This window comes from Rhizobium sp. M1, assembly GCF_002531805.1.
In the GTDB taxonomy this organism is placed as follows: domain Bacteria; phylum Pseudomonadota; class Alphaproteobacteria; order Rhizobiales; family Rhizobiaceae; genus Rhizobium; species Rhizobium etli_C.
Map to the genome: position 1 here is coordinate 1 of NZ_NWSW01000058.1, position 20,297 is coordinate 20,297.

At 60.9% G+C, this 20,297-nt stretch carries 21 protein-coding genes and 1 pseudogene; 16 read left to right on the plus strand and 6 right to left on the minus strand.

Annotation, left to right across the window (positions count from 1 at the left end; translation table 11 throughout):
* Positions 1–209, plus strand: a 209-nt coding sequence (locus tag CO655_RS34185) for a hypothetical protein (protein WP_210201038.1), incomplete at its 5' end; no start/stop codon positions are given.
* 189 nt (positions 210–398) lie between these two features.
* Here the strand turns inward: CO655_RS34185 and CO655_RS31270 are convergent.
* Positions 399–1,370, minus strand: a complete 972-nt coding sequence (locus CO655_RS31270; protein WP_097607180.1) for an AraC family transcriptional regulator — start codon at positions 1,368–1,370, stop codon at positions 399–401.
* Positions 1,371–1,897: 527 nt separating this feature from the next.
* Here CO655_RS31270 and CO655_RS31275 point away from each other — a divergent pair.
* From CO655_RS31275 to CO655_RS31325, 11 genes are read left to right on the plus strand one after another with little or no spacing between them, the layout of a single operon-like run.
* Positions 1,898–2,110 carry a hypothetical protein gene (locus CO655_RS31275; RefSeq protein WP_348627719.1) on the plus strand — a complete coding sequence of 71 codons (213 nt, stop codon included), beginning with the start codon at positions 1,898–1,900 and terminating at the stop codon, positions 2,108–2,110.
* A 52-nt stretch (positions 2,111–2,162) separates the two neighbouring features.
* Positions 2,163–2,642 carry a hypothetical protein gene (locus tag CO655_RS31280; RefSeq protein ID WP_097607178.1) on the plus strand — a complete coding sequence of 160 codons (480 nt, stop codon included), beginning with the start codon at positions 2,163–2,165 and terminating at the stop codon, positions 2,640–2,642.
* A 5-nt stretch (positions 2,643–2,647) separates the two neighbouring features.
* Positions 2,648–3,439: a type III secretion inner membrane ring lipoprotein SctJ gene (gene sctJ / locus CO655_RS31285; protein WP_097607177.1), complete on the plus strand. Its 792-nt coding sequence runs from the start codon at positions 2,648–2,650 to the stop codon at positions 3,437–3,439.
* Positions 3,440–4,060 carry a hypothetical protein gene (locus tag CO655_RS31290; protein WP_097667830.1) on the plus strand — a complete coding sequence of 207 codons (621 nt, stop codon included), beginning with the start codon at positions 3,440–3,442 and terminating at the stop codon, positions 4,058–4,060. It abuts the gene before it with no gap.
* Entirely contained in the window at positions 4,057–4,617 is a 561-nt protein-coding gene (gene sctL / locus CO655_RS31295) for a type III secretion system stator protein SctL (RefSeq protein ID WP_097607175.1), read from the plus strand. The genes CO655_RS31290 and sctL overlap by 4 nt, the downstream gene beginning before the upstream one ends.
* A complete protein-coding gene (locus CO655_RS31300; protein ID WP_097607174.1) occupies positions 4,610–5,926 on the plus strand; it encodes a FliI/YscN family ATPase in 1,317 nt (438 codons plus the stop codon). The genes sctL and CO655_RS31300 overlap by 8 nt, the downstream gene beginning before the upstream one ends.
* Positions 5,923–6,942, plus strand: coding sequence for a type III secretion system cytoplasmic ring protein SctQ (gene sctQ, locus CO655_RS31305; protein ID WP_097667831.1), 1,020 nt, complete (start codon positions 5,923–5,925; stop codon positions 6,940–6,942). Before CO655_RS31300 ends, sctQ begins: the two co-directional genes overlap by 4 nt.
* Positions 6,942–7,595: a type III secretion system export apparatus subunit SctR gene (gene sctR / locus CO655_RS31310; RefSeq protein ID WP_097607172.1), complete on the plus strand. Its 654-nt coding sequence runs from the start codon at positions 6,942–6,944 to the stop codon at positions 7,593–7,595. The genes sctQ and sctR overlap by 1 nt, the downstream gene beginning before the upstream one ends.
* 44 nt (positions 7,596–7,639) lie before the next feature.
* The gene (locus CO655_RS31315) at positions 7,640–7,909 is read left to right on the plus strand and encodes a flagellar biosynthetic protein FliQ (RefSeq protein ID WP_097607171.1); all 270 of its coding nucleotides are present in this window, start codon (positions 7,640–7,642) and stop codon (positions 7,907–7,909) included.
* A gap of 7 nt (positions 7,910–7,916) precedes the next feature.
* Positions 7,917–8,726 (plus strand): flagellar biosynthetic protein FliR, encoded by an 810-nt coding sequence (locus CO655_RS31320; protein ID WP_097667832.1) that lies wholly within the window; start codon positions 7,917–7,919, stop codon positions 8,724–8,726.
* Positions 8,713–9,510 (plus strand): EscU/YscU/HrcU family type III secretion system export apparatus switch protein, encoded by a 798-nt coding sequence (locus CO655_RS31325; RefSeq protein WP_097667833.1) that lies wholly within the window; start codon positions 8,713–8,715, stop codon positions 9,508–9,510. Before CO655_RS31320 ends, CO655_RS31325 begins: the two co-directional genes overlap by 14 nt.
* Positions 9,511–9,541: 31 nt before the next feature.
* Here the strand turns inward: CO655_RS31325 and CO655_RS34600 are convergent, their stop codons facing one another.
* The 4 genes from CO655_RS34600 to CO655_RS34095 all read right to left on the minus strand — a co-directional run bounded on the left by CO655_RS34600 (position 9,542) and on the right by CO655_RS34095 (position 14,464).
* Positions 9,542–11,170, minus strand: a complete 1,629-nt coding sequence (locus CO655_RS34600) for a pectate lyase (protein ID WP_245423985.1) — start codon at positions 11,168–11,170, stop codon at positions 9,542–9,544.
* A gap of 99 nt (positions 11,171–11,269) precedes the next feature.
* Complete coding sequence (locus tag CO655_RS31335; protein WP_097667834.1) at positions 11,270–13,228, minus strand: flagellar biosynthesis protein FlhA; 1,959 nt, start codon at positions 13,226–13,228, stop codon at positions 11,270–11,272.
* A 2-nt stretch (positions 13,229–13,230) separates the two neighbouring features.
* A complete protein-coding gene (locus CO655_RS31340; protein WP_097667835.1) occupies positions 13,231–14,139 on the minus strand; it encodes a hypothetical protein in 909 nt (302 codons plus the stop codon).
* A 163-nt stretch (positions 14,140–14,302) separates the two neighbouring features.
* Positions 14,303–14,464 (minus strand): hypothetical protein, encoded by a 162-nt coding sequence (locus CO655_RS34095; RefSeq protein WP_170965006.1) that lies wholly within the window; start codon positions 14,462–14,464, stop codon positions 14,303–14,305.
* A 273-nt stretch (positions 14,465–14,737) separates the two neighbouring features.
* On the opposite strand from CO655_RS34095, the gene CO655_RS31345 reads away from it, so the two are divergent.
* The 3 genes from CO655_RS31345 to CO655_RS31355 all read left to right on the plus strand — a co-directional run bounded on the left by CO655_RS31345 (position 14,738) and on the right by CO655_RS31355 (position 18,492).
* Positions 14,738–15,286, plus strand: coding sequence for a hypothetical protein (locus CO655_RS31345; RefSeq protein WP_097607166.1), 549 nt, complete (start codon positions 14,738–14,740; stop codon positions 15,284–15,286).
* A gap of 9 nt (positions 15,287–15,295) precedes the next feature.
* Complete coding sequence (locus CO655_RS31350) at positions 15,296–15,712, plus strand: hypothetical protein (protein WP_097607165.1); 417 nt, start codon at positions 15,296–15,298, stop codon at positions 15,710–15,712.
* A gap of 200 nt (positions 15,713–15,912) precedes the next feature.
* Positions 15,913–18,492: a hypothetical protein gene (locus CO655_RS31355; protein ID WP_097667836.1), complete on the plus strand. Its 2,580-nt coding sequence runs from the start codon at positions 15,913–15,915 to the stop codon at positions 18,490–18,492.
* A gap of 252 nt (positions 18,493–18,744) precedes the next feature.
* On the opposite strand, the gene CO655_RS34605 is transcribed toward CO655_RS31355, so the two are convergent.
* Entirely contained in the window at positions 18,745–19,047 is a 303-nt protein-coding gene (locus CO655_RS34605; RefSeq protein WP_245423987.1) for a hypothetical protein, read from the minus strand.
* On the opposite strand from CO655_RS34605, the pseudogene CO655_RS31360 reads away from it, so the two are divergent.
* A pseudogene (locus CO655_RS31360) lies at positions 19,028–20,297 on the plus strand (hypothetical protein); the annotation flags it as partial. The gene CO655_RS34605 and the pseudogene CO655_RS31360 sit on opposite strands and share 20 nt — an antisense overlap.

A 20,297-nucleotide genomic window follows, 5' to 3' on the forward strand; every position in this document is an offset into this window, starting at 1 on the left:
ACGAAGAAGAATTGTGGTTCTTCCCGGTCGAACTGCTAGCCGCATGCCGGCTCCGCCAGCAACGTGGCCTGGAGCTGCCGCCGCTGATTATTCCCTGTTTAACGCCACGCCGCTTTGCCGCTTCCAGAATGCGTTGCCGGTTCCGTTCGACGAAACCTAGGCAAAACTTCTGCCTGCTTACGCCGCCGCGACCAACAAATTCGATCTGAAAGCCTGAACGGGCCGTGGTATGCGATGCCGAATACAGAGACGTTGAACTACAAAGAGTTCGTGGAAAAATTCCTGCGTTTCGAATCCGGCGGAGGGAAGCGTGGTTTTGCTGATCAGTCAGTCCGCAGGGATGGCGCGCCCAGTAGCGATATGGCCGCAGCGCCTTAGCTTGAACCATTGGGCTGTTGTTATCTTCGAAGCGTCTCGGATGGTGATTCGCCGAACTGGCGCTTGTAATCGATAGCGAAGCGTCCCAGGTGGCTGAAGCCCCATTTGCGGGCGATCTCGGCGACCGACGAGCCTGGTGGCTGCGCCAGCAAATCCTGATGGGCCTGGGTCATCCTGAGTTGATGAAGATAGGTCATCGGCGTCGTCATGCGCCACTGCCGGAAACTCAACTGCAATGTGCGTATGCCGACATTGGCGGCGGCTGCGATCTCTTCGATGGTAATCGGCTGGTGAAGGTGGGCCCGCATATAGTCGATCGCCCTGTCGACATGCCGCGGCGCTGCGAGGGGCGCCGGCTGCATCAGTTCGGCCAGAAACCGATGCGGGAAGCCTTCAAGCAGCAGGCCGTTTATCGTCTCCGACAGACCACGCAGCGCAAGCGGCGAGTTCGAAAGGGCTTCGTCGCCGGTCAATCCAGCAAAACCCGTTTCGGCCAGCGATTTCAGCATCCAGCCGGCCCCCCGGGTCAAGTCGATCTCGGGATGGAAATCGAGCTCGTGTCCGATCGGCCTTTCGAGCATATCGGACAGCCGCTGGACAAGCTCCTGCTTTCTGACGATCATTGTCAAATGCTGCCGGGGACCGGATATGTGCACACCGGCATGACACCTGCCATCGGTGATCGTTCCCCGTCCTTGCGCCGAAATGACTTCACTTCCGTCGCTGTAGATACTCATCGCGCCTGCCGACGGCAGAAATATCAGGATCTTGTCGCTTTCCGCCTGCCGCTCGCACCGGAGATTCCCCTTGTAGGAGCACAGGCTGAACGAAAGCGGACCGGTCTCGACGAAATTGCATGAATATTCGATTTGTCCATTGAGTGGCTGGACGATGATCGGTGACGCCGGAGTGGAGAGCAGGGCCGCGAGTTCATCTGGATCGGTGCCGCTCACGGCGATACTTTTCCGGTTCAGTTCAGCAATTCGGGCCATCGGGTTTCCCAGGCTGGATGCCATATATCGAGCACGTCAAGCTGCAGGACGGTCCTGCTGTCCGCTGCCATGGAGCAGAAGTCGACCGGCCTACCTTCGGTTGCTTTCCTATCTAGATACTACGGGTAATCGATCCGTAAAGGCCGTGGATGCATGAACCGCCTCCTCCTGAAAGGGTGAACCGGGTGTTTTCAAAACAGATCGGGCTTTGACGCAATCGGCGGAAACGCTTGGGTTTTCTCAGGATGGCAGATGATCCCTATCGTGACCAACAAAGGTCATTTATGTATATATTGCTGGATCCGCCTATAATTAGGCTGCGCAATCTGGATATCCTTTTCGCAAAATGGACTATCGGCGCCTATCTACATGATCTTTGCTGTGGTCGACGGCAGATTAACCACATTTTAACATTAACAGATTGACGCTCCCGGATTTCGCAAATATCAATCCGCCTATATATCTCGATAAGGCTTTGAAGGAGATGCCTCGTGGCAGTGGATGCAGTGAATCCTGGTACGCCTACCGTGCTGTCGACGCCCGCCGATACCTCGGCCACGGGTACTGTCCCCTCCTCGACTCCTAGCAGCACAAAGAAGGTCGATCCCAACAGCGAACAGGAAATCTTGAGCGCTGCAGTCGAAGCGTTCCTTCCGAGCATGATCTCCAACACAATGATGCTGAACAATTCGATCTTCAATTTCGCCAAGGAAGCGATCGATGAGGGCGACAGCGAGTAGGCGCTCCCCCTTTCGTCATTTGCAATCGGTTTGTATTGAGTAGGAATTGCCGATGAGTGGAGAAGAGTGGTCCGGCCGGGCATTTGCGCTTCCCGTTGATGCCGCCCCAACCGGAAATCTGCTGAAGACGACAGAAACCATAGCCGAGCGGATTGCCCAACCGGCCGCCGGCAACATTCCGAGCGTCGAACTCGCATCCCTGCCGGATATCAGGACCCGCAAGATCACGCCGGAAGCCGAGGCCATTCCGACATTCCTCATGCCGGCAGGCGATACCAAACCCGCGTCATTCCTCGACCGCCTGACGTCGTTTTTCATGCCGGGCGCGCCGAATGCGACGCCTGAAGCGCCCTTGGTGAAATTTGCCTCGCTCTCGAGGGATGCTGGAGAAACACATCCTTCGACGGAAAAAATTACCGATGCGATGGACAGGCTGGAAAAGTCGCAGCAGTTTGCGACCGGCACTGCTCTCATGTCCTCGCTCACCCAGTCGGTGATGTCGTCTTCCAAGCGACTGACGCAAGGACAATAGAGATCATGGCTACATCGCTTTTCCAGCAGGCGCGCCGGCTTGCACCCACGACGTTCTCCGGCGCTTGCCTCCTTGTCCTATGCCTTCTTCTGTCCGCCTGCAGTGAGGATGTCGTTTCGGGCCTCGATCAGCGCGATGCTTTCGATGCCCAGGTGCTTCTCGAACGGGCAGGCATTGCCGTGGCGACGAAGAGCGAAAAGGGAGGCGCCTTCACGCTTTCGGTCGATTCCGGTGACCATGCGCGGGCAATCGAACTGCTTTCCGATGCGGGGCTGCCGCGGCAGCAGCACAGCAATGTCGCCGAGCTGTTTCCAGGCGATGGCTTCCTGGTGACGCCCTATGAACAAAAAGCCCGCATGACCTATGCTGTCGAGCAACAGCTTGCCGAGACGCTTTCGGCGCTCGACGGCGTGGCATCGGCACGCGTCCACGTCGTGCTGCCCGAGGAAAACGGCAGAGGGCTGATCAAGGAAAAGGCGAGGGCCGCTGCCCTCCTGCAATATCGCCCGGGCGCCAACCTGTCGGATATCGACATGAAGAGCCGCTCGATGCTGGTCAACAGCGTCAGGGGTCTCTCCTACGAGGATGTGTCGGTCGTTGCCAGCCCCTGGTCTGAAGTCGGTGTCCCCACGGCTGCGGAAAAGAGCCCCGCCGTCGCGTCGCCGGCGGTGCCGGGTCCCGCGGTTGCAAGCATCACATCGTTTTTGAAGGGGCATAACCTGATGGTCGCCGGATCGATCCTGCTTGCCATCGCCGCCTGCCTTCTCCTCCTGCTGCCGCAGCGGAAGGAAAGCTGAATGCGTGCCCCCAGGATCGAGGGAAACGTCATCCTGGCGGATGCGAAGCTCCGACGGGCCGCCCTGGCCTGCGCCGACCTCAGCGTCTGCGAAGCATGGCCGCCCGAATTCGATGCAGCTTCGCGCGGCCGGATGCCGCCGCGCCTCGAGAAGCGGCTTTTTGCATCCCTCGCCGAAAGCAGCGGTGATCCCGCAATGCTGGAGATGGATGCCCGGCTGCTTATCGGGATGACCGACAGTCAGCGGCACCGGGCGGCGGTGACGGCGGGCCTGATCTATCATCTCCCGGCTATGGGCGCGGTCATCGACCGCGGTGCGATGGATGCGCTGACGGCGCTCTTCGGTAAGTTGCCTCTTTCCATCGCCCTGTCCTATGCTCATCTTTCGCCCATCGCAGCCGGTTCGCTCGACGTGTCGGGCGAGGAACTGAGGCAGCTCGTCGAAGCCGACGGATGGGTCATCCTCGATCTGTGGGCGGCCGAGCAGGGCCTGGCTCGAAACTGGCGCGGGTGGAGTCGAAGGGCAGGAAGCGGTTCCCTTTCCCTGGTCGCGAGCGCAGCCGTCGCCATTGCGTCGGCAGTCGTCCGGCACGGCGAGCTCTTTCAGGGGGAGGCAAGATGACATTCGTCTCTCAAAACGGGCGCATCATACCGGCCGAACAATTCGGGCAAGTCGCGGAAGCGGCCGACATATTGAATGCCGCCCGGCAGGCGGCGGCAAAGGCCGAAACGGAGCTCGAGGCGACGCGGCAGCACGCATGGCGGGAAGGCTATGACGGCGGCTTTACCCAAGGCATTCGCGATGCCGCCGAGCGGCTGTCAGCGGTTCTCGGCAAGGCGGAAAGCGAGCTTTCCGATCTCGAAGGTTCGATCGAGACCATCGTGCTCAAATCGCTCGGCATGATCCTGGGTTCGATGGACGCCAATGAACAGACAGCCAGGATGATCCGTCAGGCCATCTCGCAGGAAACGGAAAGCCGGTCGATCACCATTCACGTGCCGCCGGAGGACGAACATGCCGTTCGCCAAGCCATTGCCGGGCTCGACGAGCGGATTTCGCTCAAGATCGATCCGTTGTTGGCGTCGCGGGAAATCATCATGGAAACGGCATCGGGACGATCGCATATCGGCCTTGCCGACCAGATCTCGGCAATGATCGAGGCATTCCGGCATGGTTGATGCACTTGTCAGAATGGAGCGGGCGCTGGAGCAGTTGGATACGCGACGCCAGAGCGGGCGCGTGACGAATGTTTCGGGCCTGATCGTGCGCGCCGCCGTTCCTGCCGTAAAGATCGGCGAATTGTGCGAATTGCGCGAGCCGGGAAAAGGCCGGATCGGCCTTGCCGACGTGGTCGGCATCGACGGCGAGACGGCGCTCCTGTCCCTGCACGGCGAGACGCGCGGCATTTCGGTGCGCACCGAAGTGGTGCCAACGGGGCGCGAGCCTGCCATTGCCGCCGGCGACTTCCTTCTTGGAGCGATCATCGACGCGCATGGCAACGTCATCCGCAAATCGTCCAATGCTTCCTCCGATGACGGTCGCGTCATGCAACCGCTTTACGGCCGTCCGGCCGATACGCTGTCTCGCCGTCCCGTCAACCGGCTCTTCAAGGCCGGGATTGCCGCGATCGACGGCCTGCTGACCTGCGGCGAAGGCCAGAGGGTCGGTATTTTCGGTCCGCCGGGCGCCGGTAAATCGACACTCGTTTCTGCGGTGATCGCCAATAGTGACGCCGATGTCGTGGTCTGCGCGCTCGTCGGCGAGCGCGGCCGCGAAGTGGGGGAATTCGTTGCCGGCGTGATGCCCGAGGGCGCGCCGTCGAACGTGGTTCTTGTGGTCGCGACCTCGGATCGGCCGGCGCTCGAGCGCTTCAAGGCCGTGCTGACGGCGACCGCGGTCGCAGAATATTTCCGGGATCGGGGAAAGCGCGTCCTGCTCGTCGTCGACAGTATCACGCGCATGGCGCGTGCGCTGCGCGAGGTCGGCCTGGCGGCGGGCGAACCGCCGGTGCGGCGGGGATTTCCGCCCTCCGTCTTTTCCGCGCTGCCGCAGATCTTCGAGCGCTCTGGCAACAGTGCGGCCGGCACGATGACGGCCTTCTACACGGTGCTGGTCGAAGGCGAGGAGCAGGAAGACCCGATCGCCGAGGAAACCCGCTCGCTGCTGGACGGTCATATCGTTCTCTCCGACAAGATCGCGCGGGCCGGGCACTTCCCGGCGATCGACGTTCTTGCCAGCCGCAGCCGTACCATGAATGCGGTGGTCAACCTCGGTCATCGCAAGGCTGCCGAGAAGCTGCGCTCGCTGCTCGCGCTCTACGATGAAGTGGAGCTGCTGATCCGCGTCGGGGAGTATCGCGAGGGGCGTGATGCGGCCGTCGACGAAGCGGTCGGCAAGCGTGACCGGATCAACCGTTTTCTCTACGGCGGCCAGCAAGAGCTGCCCTTCCAGGACATCGTCGCAGAACTTGAGGAGCTTGCCCGATGAACATGTTCGTGCCTCCTCAAAACAGCATCTCGGCCGCGCCCCGATCTCTTTCGCGTTCCTCCCTGCCGGCCCGCGAACCCTGGAAGTTTCCCTTTCGCGGCGGGTCGATCACCATTCGGCCGCTGGCTGCCGATATCGCGGCGGGCAGGATCGGCGAACCGGTGCAGATCCGCGCTGCCGTCGCCGGCCGCCAAATCCTCCTGATCGCGCCGGCGGCCACGGTTCAATTGCTCGCCGAAAGGCTGGAGCCGCTGCTCGCCTGGGAAAAACTGCCTCCCGCCGCCAGGGCGGCCGCCTTGGAGCAGTTGCTGGCCGACGTCTTCGAGACCGTCGAAGACAAGGCCGGCGCGCCGATATCGCTGACCGAAATCGGCGCAGCGCCGGAGCCGACATTTGCCGGCAATTTCGGTTTCGAACTCGGCTGGAACGGCATCACCATTCCGCTTTGCGGCCGTTTCGATGGCGAACATCTCGCCCGGCTGGCGCAATGGGCAAGCCTTTTGCCACGCCGGACGATGCCCGACCTGACCGCTCCGGTGTGCCTGCGCCGCGGCTATGCGGTCTTGTCGGTGCGGGAGCTGAGGAGCCTGCGGACGGGCGACGGCATCGTCATCGATCCGGCTGCCGGCGAAACCATCGTTGCCGTCACCGCCGAACGCTATCTCGCAGCATGCACGCGATCGGAAAAAGGCGTGGTCCTGTCCTCGCCGCTGCTGGCATCGCCAAACGGACCAATGAGGCATTTCATGACGAACGAGACCGTGGACGGGCAATTGCAGGGCGAACCTCGCCCCTCGGCCATCGACGACATCCCGGTCAAGCTGGTCTTCGATGCCGGCCGGATCGAACTGCCGCTGCGCGAACTCGAAACGATCGGCGAGGGGCATGTCTTCGCCCTCGACCGGCCGATGTCGAATGCCGTCGAGATCGTCGCCCACGGCAGGATCATCGGGCGTGGCGAAATCATCTCGGTGGACGGGCTGAGCGCCGTTCGCGTCACGGCATTGCACGACTGATGGAACAGAGCTTTCCTCTTGCCCAAAGCCTCGCGGCCATGGCGGCGATCTCGGCTCTGCCGGTCATTGCCGTGGTGGCCACGTCCTTCACGAAGATTTCGGTCGTGCTGCTGATCGTCCGCAATGCGATCGGCATCCAGCAGACCCCGCCCAACCTGCTGGTCTTCGCCATTGCGATCGTGCTTTCGGCCTTCGTCATGAACCCCGTCCTGCAGAGTTCATGGCAGCTTCTCGTCCTCCACGGCGCCGATTTCGGCACCATCGGCGGCATGGCCGAAGGCATGGTCAAGGTCGGCGCGCCGCTCAAGGAATTCATGCTGAAATTCTCCGACGAGGAGGTCCGGAATTTCTTCGTCCAGGCCTCGCAGAAGATCTGGGCCAACGCGCCGGCGACCCCGATCGCGCCCGACGACGTCACGGTCCTGACGCCGAGCTTTCTCGTCTCGGAGCTGACCCGCGCTTTCGAAATCGGCTTTCTCATTTATCTGCCGTTCCTGATGATCGATTTCGCCGTCTCGGCAATCCTCGTCGCACTCGGCATGCAGATGATGTCGCCCACTGTCGTATCGACCCCGATCAAGCTTTTGCTGTTCGTCTCGATCGACGGCTGGCGCCGTCTGCTGGAAGGGCTGGTGCTCTCCTATGCGAACTGACCGTCGCCAGTTCGCGAGAAAGCCGGCCGCCCGGGGGCGTGACGATGGGTGAGGATCAGGTCGCCGCCGAGATCGGCATGTCTGTTATGGCCACCTTCGCGCTGGCCGGGCCATTGCTTGGGCTCGCCGCCGTTCTCGGCCTCGTCATCGCCATCTTCCAGGCGGCGACGCAGATCCAGGAACAGACGATTGCGCAGATCGTCAAGATCTTCGTGATTTCGATTGCCCTGCTGCTTTTCGGCCGCGTGCTGGCCACGCCGCTGATCGAACATTCCATCCACATCCTGAACGATTTCCCGACCATGGTTCAGTAAGGAGGGGATGGCGCTGGAGCACATTCCGCTCGTCAGTTTCGAAGTCGCCGCGCCTGCCGCCGCTATGCTCGGCGGTGCGCGGGCACTCGGCATATTGATGATTTTCCCGATCTTTTCGCTGTTCAGCATCGTCGGGATCCTGCGCTTCGGTCTCGCGATCGGCCTTTCGGCGCCCTCCGTGGCCTTTGCCTATTCGGTGCTTGCGCTGGGCGACACATCCTACTTCGACCTCGCCGCGCTCGCCATCAAGGAATTGTGCTTCGGCGCGCTGGTCGGCATGGCGCTCGGCATTCCCTTCTGGGCAGCCCAGGCGGCGGGCGACATGACGGACGTTTATCGCGGCGCCAACGCCGCCAATCTGTTCGACCAGATCAATGCGCTGGAAACCGCGCCGCTCGGCTCGCTGCTGATGTCGATCGCGCTCATCATGTTCGTCAGTGCCGGCGGCATCATCGATCTCGTGGCGATCTTCTACCGGTCGTTCGAGCTGTGGCCGTTGTTCAAGCTCGTGCCGCAATTTCCCGGCGTTCCGCTCGGCACCATCATCGATATCTTCACCAGGCTGTTCCGCAACGGCGCCGTCCTGGCGGCGCCCTTCGTCATCGTCATCTGCGCGCTGGAACTGTCGCTCGCCTTCGTCGGCCGGTCGGCCAAGCAGTTTCCGCTGAACGACAGCCTGCCGACGATCAAGAATTTTGCCGTCGTGGTCATCCTCGTCGTCTATACCGCGTTCATCTCGAGCTATGTCCACGAGCTGTGGACCAGCGGCTTCGAAGAGGTGAAGTCCTTTTTCGAGGTCAGCGATGGCAAAAAATGACGAGACGGAAGAGAAGAGCCTTCCGCCGAGCCGCGTCAAGCTCGACCGGCTGCGGCGAGAAGGCCAAGTGCCGCGATCGAAGGAGATTCCGGTCGCAATTTCCGTGCTGGCCGTCGCCGCTTACGTGACATGGGGAATGGGCGATATTCTCAAGGATCTTTCCCGCAGTTTCGATTTCAGCCTGCAGGCGGGAAGCCGGCTCGACGTCGCGGAGACTGCGTCTGAAGCTTTGAAGCAGGCCGGCATGGCGCTCCTCGACCTCATCTGGCTGCCGCTGCTGCTCGGTCTCGTCGTGACGATCGCAGCCTCGATCATCGACGCCCAGGGGTTTCCCGTGTCGATGAAGAACATGCAGTTCGACTTCACCCGGCTCAATCCGGTCGACGGCATAAAGAAGCTGTTTTCCCTGCCGAGCCTGGCGGAATTCGGCAAAGGCATCGTCAAGTTCCTGATTCTGGGGGCGGCCGGCGGCGGCGCCATCCTCTATTTCCTCAACGGCATCTTCTGGGCGCCGCTCTGCGGCGAGACCTGTTCCCTCTCGACCGCGGTTCACCTCCTCGCCACCATCCTCGTCATCGCATCGGCGGTGATGCTGCTCGCGGCCTTCTTCGATATCCGGATCTCGCGGGCTCTCTTCAAGCATGAGCATCGCATGACCAAGACCGAGGCGCGCCGCGAATACAAGGATACGCAGGGCGATCCGCATGTGAAATCGGCTCGCCGGCAGATCGGCGCGGAAATGCGCAACGGGCCGCCGCGCAAGCAGGGGCCCGGCGGGAAATAACGAAACCGCGTGTGTTATGGGACGGGCGTCGTCAGACGCCCGATTGCTTGTCCCCCACGCGCGTCCAGTTCCTCACATTGTCGAGCGCGATGTCCGATTGGAAACTGACGCTTGCAAGGGAACTGTCCGTCCGGAAGAGATTGGTGCCGTTGGTGAAGGAACCGCCGTCGATGATGACATCGGCATCGATCTGCTTGCCGCCATTGGTGCGCACCAGCGTGGTGAAACCATCGGCGGCGAAGTCCTTCAGATAGAAATGCGTATCGGCATTGATCTGGAATATCTTGTCGGTCGCGCCCTTGGCCGAACCGCCGATGATCGTGACGTCGCCGGCGCTTTTGACCGTCAGCGCGTCCTCGCCGACATTTTGCCAGTTGACGTTCTCCAGCGTCGCGCCGCCATAGACGTGAATGCCGTCGGCACCGTTCTCGCCGAGATCGACGTTTTTGAGCGTGGCGCCGTTCTTGAGGATGAAGACCGGCGACTGGCTTTCGGATTGGCCGCCGTCGCCGAGCTTCGACGATGCCGTATAGGTTGCACCTTTCCCGTCGAATACGCCGCCATCGACGACGATCGGCTCGTTGACGGTGATGACATTTCCCTTATCCGACAGGTCGGACTTTTGGGTGGACGTTGCCGTCGTCTTTTTCTCGCCGTCGCTCGACGGAGCGACCTTCGTGGTGGAGGAATGTTCGGGCGAAACCGTCCGTGTCTGGCGCGTGTCGATTCCCCTGTCGCCGCTCTTGCCCGTTTTGGACGAGGTATCGGGGGAGACCCCGAGCAGACTGGTGATCAGTTCATCGACAAGCGACCGAAGTTCGGGGTCGAGATTTGCAGTCGCCGGGCTGTTGCCGAGAAGATCGGCGAGCATGTCCTCGAGCGACGAATCCGACCGGTTTCTATCGGTCGCCTCGTTCCGGCTGCCGTCCGCTACCCTGTCGGTCGAACCGGACTTGCCCTCGTCCTTCCCAGAGAGCAGAAGGGTCAGCAGCTCCTTCAGGATCGAAACGAGCGACGGATCCATCTCGGCCGTCGCTGCATTGTTGTCGAACAGCTTGTCGATCAGCGATTTGGTTTCGCTCTGCGAGCGACCGGCATCGGATTTGCCGGTCAGCATGGCGAGAATCTCTTTCAGGAGAGACAGCAGGCCCGGATCCATGTTCGAGCCGGCGGCGCTCTTTTCGAGATTGTCGGCGAGACTGTCGAGCGTCGAGCCGGTTTCCCTGGTGCCGGGAGAATTCCTGCCCTGCATGTCGAGGACCAGCAACACCAGCACCATTGCCAGCAGCTGTTTTTCAGAACCGTTTTCGGTCTTGTTGCCCTGCGTCTCGCCCGTCGACGACGTGCCGTCGGCACTGTCGGTCTTCCTGGAATCCGACAGCCAGTTGATCAGCTTGCGCAGGACATCCTTCAATTCGGAATCTGCGCTGCCTTCGGACGTGTTCTTCGTCTTCGGCACATAGGATGTCAGCATCGGCGGATTGCCAGAGACCTCGTCGAAGGGCGATGCCTTGCGGGTCTGGCCGCCGAAGAAATCCGGAACAGAGGCGCGGTTGGAATCGGTATCGATCTTGTTTCCACTTCCGTGGCAACCGGAGTCAACATCGAAGCGGGAGGTTCTGTCGAAGTCTAACGGCCTTTGTCCATCCACACCATACATTGCATTCCTCCCCATCGATTGCATTGCGTCATTCGTTTTGCAGTTTTGCGGTTTGCGGTCCGGCCTCGCGGTAGCCAATCCGGCAATTGACCAGCTCGGTCAGCGTTTTCCGCTGATGGAGTTGGTTTCGAAATGTCGTGTTGACGGAAGCCCGGTTTCAGCCGGCTGGACGGCGCCGACGACTTCGCAGGTGATATCCGGGTCGATTTCTTCCGCTGCCAACACCGGAATGCGGCAATTGTGCCGAATCATCAGCGCCTGGGTGATAAGACGCAGGTCGTCGGCCGCGAGAATGACCGGATCGAAACCGCGTTCGTTTGCATCGGCCAGAGCCTGGCGGGTTTGCTCGGCAAGCAGCCGCAATCTTTCGCTGATCTCCATCTTCCCACTTGCGTCATCCGTCCCGTTGTAGCTCCGGACGAGCCGTTCCCATTCCGGGGCCGACGAGAGCACCGGCAATATGCCGCGCCGGTCGAGAAGGCCGAAGGCGATCTGGCGCGACAGCGCCCAGCGTGCCTTTTCCGCCAGCGAATCCGGATCCTGATCCAGCCCGGCATGCAGCATGACTTCCAATAGACCTCTCGGCTGCGAGAGCGTAACGCCGGAATCGAGCAGGCGGCGAGCGACCGCGACCATCAGCATGGGCGACACCTGATCCCGCACGTCGCTCGCGAGCTTGCCAAGCCGGGGTTCAAGGCTCGAGAGCCATTGCGTGGCATCATCGACGCTGAACAGCGAGCCGATGTGCCGGCGGACGATACGGACGAGATCGTCGGCAATCCGCTCGAGCGGCCGGTCATCGCCGCACTGGATCAGTCCGGCCGGAACATTTTCAATCTGGACATGGATGAGATCGTCGCCCATGCGAGGATCGGCATTGAATGTCGGCACGGTCACGGCAACGCCGACCGCACGCGCGGCGACCCGGATCTGTCCTTCGAGGAGTGCGCCGAGGCCGCCCGCTTCCAGACGTTCGAGGGTGGCGGAGGAAAGCGTGGCGATAACAGGATCGCCATATTTTGCCCGGTCGAGCGCTTGAGCGCCGGCATCTGTTGTCGTTTCCGAGCGGTCCGTCGCCGCCGCCCCATTTTTCCGCCGCGTAACGAAAAAGGCGATCGCGGCGAGAGCCAGGCCGATCGGCCACAGAACGGCCGAAGGAAATCCGGGAACGAAGCCGACTGCAATCGTCATCGCAGCCGCGATCGCAAGCGCGCGCGGCTCGTTGGATAGCTGGCGGCCGATATCGGTGCCGAGGCTGCCATTGTCGTCATCGCTGACGCGTGTGACCACGGTGCCGGCGGCAATCGCCATCAACATGGACGGGATCTGCGAGACGAGGCCATCGCCGATGGAGAGCAGCGAATAGAGGTGGGCGGCTTCGGAAAAGCTCAGGCCCCTCTGGAAAATGCCGATCGTCAGGCCGCCGATCAGATTGACCGCGACGATCACCAGCCCGGCGATCGCATCGCCCTTGATGAAGCGCATCGCGCCGTCCATCGCCCCGAAAAACTGGCTTTCCCGCTCAAGCCGGGCGCGTCGTTTCTGCGCCATTTCCGTCGTGACGTGGCCATTGCGGAGGTCGCTGTCGATGGCAAGCTGCTTGCCCGGCATCGCATCCAGCGTAAATCGTGCGCCGACTTCGGCAATACGCTCGGCGCCCTTCGTCACGACGATGAACTGGACGAGCGCAACGATCAGGAAGATGACAAGCCCCACGACGAGATTGCCGGCGACGACGAACGAGCCGAAGGCCTGGATGATTTCACCGGCATGGCCGTCGGCGAGCACCAGCCGGGTGGAGGATATCGTCAGCGCCAGCCGGAAGATCGTGCCGATCAGGATAACGGCTGGAAAGGTCGAGATCTCAAGGACGTTCTTCAGATAGATCGTCGTGATCAGGACGACGAAGGCGAAGGCAAGGTTGAAGGCGATCAGCGCGTCCAACATGATCGTCGGCAAAGGTATGACCATCATCGCCACGACGACGGCGAAAAACACCGCAAAAAGGATGTCCGTGCGGCGCGCAAGCATGGCGAGGGACGGCGAGACCATGTTCATGATCAGTTGCCTTCCGCGTCGGCGCTTTTCGCCAGCCGCAGATTTAGGTCGCCCGCGGGGAAGTTGAAGTCGATCGTGTCGGTCTCGCCATTGCGCGAGACGGTGAGTTCGCCGGGGCTGATTTTGTCGATCTGCCAGCCGCTCGCCACGGTATCGCCTTCCTGATAGCGATGGCCGTCCGCGCCGACGATGAACCTGAACGGTTCGTAGCCTGCGGCGGCAACAAATCCTTCAAGCCCGGAGGAGAGGCTGCTCCTGTCGACGATCGGAACCGGACTGCGCCGGTTCAAGGCATCGATGATATCGTGAAGCTTCGCTCTGTCGTCAAAGCTCAAAAGAGACGAATTCTCCCCGACACGGATCTCCGTCGCAAGCGGCGCCACCGTCATGTTCTCAGGCAATTGCGCAAGCCGAATCGCCTGGCGAAGTTCTTCGGCAATCGCTTCGGCGGTCGGTCGGCTCTCCGCCGTCGCCGCCGTTTTCACGGCAACCACGGCATTGCCGGATGTTTCGTCGTTGCGAAAGCCGGCCAAAAGCAGAAGTGCTGCCAGAATCAACAGCCCGGCTGCAACCATTTTGCGTCGGCCGCGCCGCAAAGGTTGCGTCAGTCCGTCCACCCGGCATTCGGTTCCATCGAATCGGATCGTCTGCCCGGTACGAAGCGGAACCGTCTCCTCTGGCTTCAGGAGCCGGTCGGCGACGATGATATCGTCCCGTAAAGCGCTGATCGAGGCGGAAACGCGGTCGGATTTTTTAGTCAGCAAAAGAGAGAAAGCCGGTTCGGAAGAGGCGCCGACAATGACGAGGTCGCATCCGGGGCCACCGCCAACGACATGGGTTCCCGGCTCCAGAGGCAGGGAAGAGGTGCGGCCGCCTTTGTTGACGCGCAATGCCGGAGTCGCAAGCCGCATTGCTTCCTGTCGTGAACCCCTGCTTTCGGCGCCCTTCCCGAATTTCGACGGCAATGAATACAAATCCGCGCGCATGCTCTTTGGAAACCGGTTCAGATGGGCTTTGGAAGCCGTCCAGAAAAAAGAAGCGAGGCAGCTTGCGCTGCCTCGCCTTTGCATTGGATCAGCCCGGGCCGATCTTCTTGATGGCGTTGGCAACGCCGTTGATCTTGGTGATCTCGGTTGCAACCTTCAGGCTCTGCTCGGTTGCTTCGTTCTGGGCGGCCTTGAAGCTGGAAATCGCGGAGCTGACGCCCGCGTCCAACGTGGAAGTGGAAGTTGCCATAAATCTATCTCCTTCATGGATTGGCGAGGAGAACTTATACGGACAAATATAAATTTCAATATGTACGTGAAAAATTCGTTAATGCGCAATCTGGACATGTAATTCGCATTTTGGATAGGAGTCGATACTTGATCGTAACTCATGTTCAGAATCGACGTCCCATGATTTACTATCATGTTTAACCTTATATTAAGATAGTCGTCGTGGATCTTTCTTAGCGCCGTCAGGCATGTTATCCCCCCGGGCTCGATAGAGATCGAAAGGTATGGCGAAATGGTCGGGCGTATAGCTGCCGGTGTCTTGATCGGTTTGGTCCTGGTTGGATCGGCCTCCGCTGAGGCCAATCAGCGCGAACTCCGTTTGAATGTCGTCTCGCAGCCGCTTGCCGATGTTGTCGAAACGCTTTCCTTCATGTCCGGAATTCCGGTGACGACGGTCGGCAAGCTGAGCGGCACGGTGCAGAACTGGTCGGTAAAGGAGAATGGTGTCGAGGCCTTCGCAAAGCTCGGAGATGCCAGCAATCTCTTCGTCGCCTTCGACGGCAGCCGGGTCATCATCGCACCGAAGCAGGAGGTGGCGACGGTGATCTTCGAGCGGAAGGGCCGGAGCTGGAAGACGATGGAAAGCGCCATTCACGCCTTGTTTCCGTTGCTTCCCGCGGATGCCGTTCGCGAGGATCAAGGCAGCGGGCTCGTGCTCGTGCGTGGCCCGCAGATCTTCGTGAAAGCCGTCGAGGATGTCCTGAGCCGGCAGGCGACGAAGGAAATTCGGGTCTTCAAGGGCGGCCAGATCGAAGTGATAACGGTGGGAAACGGCACCTGAATCCGCCGCATGCCCAAGAAGTCCCCCCTCGAACAGCTACGGAAAATCCGCAACCTGCGGGCCGAGAATCTTTCCTGGCAGCTGGCGGAAGCACGCGGCGCGATCGCACGTCTGGCCGAGGAACGAAAACGGGAAGGCGCCGAATTCGAAGCGGTGCAGGCGCGGGTGGATCAGGCGTCGATCGGCCAGAACCTGGCTGCCGGCAAATTCGTGTCCGGTGCGGAAGTGCACGCGATCGTTCAAAAACAGTCGAAGCTGCGGGCGATGGAAGCGGAAGCCCAGGACAGGGGCAGGGCGCTGGAGGAAGCGGTTGCAGCCGCTGAACGGCGCGCCGATCGTCTCGAAGACGAGGTCGCGCGAGCGCGCAGGATTGCGACACGAACCGACATTCTGTCGGATATGATCAAGTCATTGGAAAACGAGTAGCTTTTGGATCTTGACCCTTGCGTTTTTCATGGCCGATTGCCGCGCCGGTGCGCGAAATGACGCAGGAAGACGGCGGCGCCAGGACCGGTTGCAGTCCTCCCGACAAGCCGATCCCTTGTCACATAACTGAAAAACTTCTGACCTAACGAAGCGTCCGGTTCTCCGCTGCGTGCGGAGCCTTTGATCGGGAGTGATGAAAAATGGTGGAACGCGTCGGCAGTGGATCGGGAGAGGTTGAGGCTTTGGTCGTGGACCTTGGCCAGAAGGACGCGACCAGCCGTTCGGCATCGGCGAAAACCATCGACGTCAGCGACATACGCAAGATCGCTCCGACCGGCGACGGTCCGTCGATCTTCGTGCAATCCACGCCGGCCAAAAGCGGCTCTGCGATACTGGCCGATGCGGGGGCAGACAGGAGCGAAACCGGCTCGGTTGCCGATCTGAAGATCGATCTGGACGGCCTGAAGAAGGTGGCGGCTTCCGAATTCGGCAGCACGGTTCCCAACAATATCACCCACCTGTTCAATCCGACCATCCAGGCGATGGCCAATCAGTTTTACGGGGGAGACAGCGCCGAGGTTCGTGATCAGTTCAAGGCCGATGTCAAGGCGCTTCTCGGCCCGCTGCTCGACAAGGTCGGCGCCGGAGAAATCGGGATCGGCGATCTCGCCGGGAATCTGGAGCGCCTGACATCGCGCCTGAGCGCCCCCGGCGGCAAGGAGGTCTGGGGCTACCGCCATTCGGTGCAGACGGCGCTGGAAGGCCTCGTCATGGGCGCCAGCCTCGTCTCGAAGCTGCCGGCCAATCCGGAATGGGACAAGAACGTCTCGCCGCTGCCGTCGAGCAATCTTGCCAGCTATTCGTTCAACGACGTCATGGCGGCGATCATGATCGGCACCGGACTGGCCGGCAAGGGAATTGCCGCCAACGGCTCAGGCGACGGACGCTTCTTCGCCGGCAGCGGCGGCGACGCCTGGATCGCCGAGCGCATGTTCGGCACCAAGGACAATGGCTGGAGCAAGACCATCCAAAGTCTCGACTTGCCCTATATCGACAGCGAATATCTGACATCCAGCCTGAAGAAGACGGCCCGCGCCATGGGCGTGGAGGTCACCGAGCCCGTCGTGGAGCGCCCGATCGACGACAACGACATCCTGGAGAGCAAGGTGCTGCGCGGTTATGCGCCGTCGACGGCCTACGAACCGACGCTGAAGAAGCTCGACGAACTCAAATACGGCATTCTCGGCGACGCCGTGAAAGACGTGAACCGGGATTTTGTCGCGCCCGACAATATGGATCATCTCGACCAGCTGACGCCGGAGCAGAAGGCGACGCTGCTCTACGACCTCATCGAAATCAAGCAGCAGTTCAATGGCTATATGAACCAGTATGGCGACAGCGTTCCCGACGGCGAGCGCGTCGGCAAAGACCTCGATGCACGGATCGAAAAGCTGACTGCCGACCCCGCCACCCAGCAATATCTCTCTGACACCTTCGCAAGCGGCATGAAGGAATATCTGCAGCGCCCTGAGAATTCCGATCTGCTGACCAACATCGAGGACGCCTATCTGATCGACATCGCCGGCGGCAAGGCGATCGACAGGGCGCTTGCCGCCGGCAAGAGCTTCGACGATGCCTTGAAGGATTATTATTCCGAGCTCAACACGCTCGTCGATCTCCTGCCGCAGGATTATATCGACGAACATATCGGCGCCGCCAACGTCACCTTCTCCAACATCATCAAGGAGAAATATATCGGCGACGGGCAGGGGGGCGATCTCGGGCCGCTGCTGTCGGGCTCCGACGATGCTTTCGTGCCCGGTGCGACGAACGAGGCCATCAGCCAGCTCGCCGACAAGTTCGCCCAGGACTTCCTCAGCGCAAATGCGCCTGCAGGGAGCGAAACGGTGAAACAGAATCTGGCGCAGGACATCGCCCGCAATGTCGATGGCGTACTTCGCCTGGTGCGCGGCGGCATGAAGCTCGACGACGCGCTCGTCTCCTTCAAGGATTCGCTCGATCTGCCGCGCCAGACCCGCACACCGGCCGGCATCGACGCCGAGGTCTACAAGGCCGGTCTGGTGCACGCCGTGCAGATGCTGACGATGTCGAGCGTGCTCGTGGCGCGCGGCCTCGGTGTGGGCGGCAAGTGGACGTCCACCGATATCGCGGCTGCGGTCGCCTCGGCGACGCAGATCGTCGGCATGACGATGGAGGGGCTCGGCAAGAATCTCGACGTTGCCGGCAAACCGTTCAGCGTTTTCGGCAATGAGCCGGGCAGCTGGGGCAAGGGCATCTCCATGAGCTTCTCGCCCAAGACGATGGAAGCGGCGGGGAAGATACTCGGCGCGGCCGGCGGCCTCGCCATGGCCGGCCTCAGCTTCTACTCCGCATCGCGGTCGATGAAGGCCGGCGACCGCGCCAAGGGCGCGCTCGAAGTCATCGGCGGTGTCGCCGGCACCGCCAATGCGCTGATCGGCTTCTCCGAAGCGATGCTCTATCTGACCAATGCGATGTCCCGCGCCTTCTCCGGCCTCGGCACCGTGGCGCCCGAAGTGGTGACCATCTTCAGCAACGCTGCGAAGGCGGGGCTGGCTGCGGCCGGGCTGGTCACCGGCCTCATCGCTTCCGGCGTCGGGCTGGCGCTTGGCCTGTGGGATATGGCCAACGGCGTCAAGAAACTCGACAAGATGGAAAAGCAGCTGAACGAGAAGCTGGAGCGCTACATGGGCGAGTCCGTGCATCTCGAGTTCGGGCCGGATCCGTCGTTCGTCTGGTAAAAGCATTTGGCGGCATGCCGTCCCGGCAAAGCCGGGGAAGCCGCCTCTCAGAGCTCGAGTAAAATGCGATCCTCCCGGTTTCTCCGATGAGGGAGAGCCGCGATTCTTTTCGTCGTCGATCTCCCCTCGCGTCAGGTGGCCGGACTTTTTTGCAACCGCAATGTCGCTGCCGGACTTGCATTATCCCGCAAAGGTCGTTTTTATGCCTAACGTAAGGTAAACGGCGTCATCCGTGAAAAGCGGACAAGAAAATCAAAGGGAACGCATGTCTTCGATCGCACCAGCATCTTCGGATACCGACACGGTTTCATTTCTCCGGCTAAATGCCGATTCCAATACGAAGTCCGAAATTTCCGCAGACCAGGGCAAGACCACGAGCGCCACGGTCAAGAAGACATCGCCGTTTGCTTCCGACGGGGCGACGACGGGCCTGACGATTTTTACGTCCGCATCGATGCCAGCGACCAGCCCGAAATTCGTTTCGCTCGCCGGTACATCGAATACGGATTCCAGCCCGACCGCGCCGATCCAGCCGGTGATCGATCTGCTGTTCAAGTCCGACTTCATGAGCGAGATCAATCAGGGCTTCATGGAGGGGCTGAAGGACAAGGACAAGTCCTTCGAAAGCATCGACGTCGTCAAGAACCCGCAGAATTACACCGCCGAGCAGAAGCTGATCATGTATCTCGATCTGCTTCAGACCAAGGCGACCTTCGGCAAATACAAGGACAGCCTCGGCGACAACCAGCGCGGCATCTACAACGATCAGGAGATTCTGAAGGATCTCGACAAGTCGATTTCCATTCTCGGCTCGGATCCCGACGTCAACTCGCTGATGACCGAGAAGGCGCTGAAGGCCTTTAAGCTGATCTTTTCCGGTTATCGCGTCGCGCCGGCCGATACCAACAAGGATGCCTCCGAGATCATCAACGACACGATCACGCGCGATGAGAAAATGAAAGACCTGCGCGGCAAGGTCGAGGATGCCTTCGAACGCGACATCGTCAATGGCGGCATCCTCAACGACGGGCTCAAAGCCGGCAAGGATACCGCCACGATCCTGAAGGAATATAATTCCGCGCTCGGCTTCTATTCCATGGTGCTTCCCGACGATTTCGTAAAGCAGCGCTCGGCGATCGCCGACAAGACTTATGCCGAGTTCTTCGATAAGAACGTGCTGCCGACGATCTCGGATCCGACGACCGCGCTCGATGGCCTGATCCGGATGGGTCTGGCCGGCGACAAGACCGAGCGGGAGCTCAAGGGGCTCGGCTCCATCCTGCCGGTTGTGGATTCCGACCAATCGCTCGGGCTCGGCGGCAGCCTGTTTCCCGATCTGAAGATCGACCTGGAGGGCTTGAAGAAGGTTGCCGCTTCCGAATTCGGCAGCACCGTGCCCAACAATATCACCCATCTGTTCAACCCGACCATCCAGGCGATGGCCAATCAGTTTTACGGGGGAGACAGCGCTGAGGTTCGTGATCAGTTCAAGGCTGACGTCAAGGCGCTTCTCGGCCCGCTGCTCGACAAGGTCGGCGCCGGAGAAATCGGGATCGGCGATCTCGCCGGGAATCTGGAGCGCCTGACATCGCGCCTGAGCGCCCCCGGCGGCAAGGAGGTCTGGGGCTACCGCCATTCGGTGCAGACGGCGCTGGAAGGCCTCGTCATGGGCGCCAGCCTCGTCTCGAAGCTGCCGGCCAATCCGGACTGGGACAAGAATTTCTCGCCGCTGCCCTCCAGCAATCTTGCCAGCTATTCGTTCAACGATGTCATGGCGGCGATCATGATCGGCACCGGACTGGCCG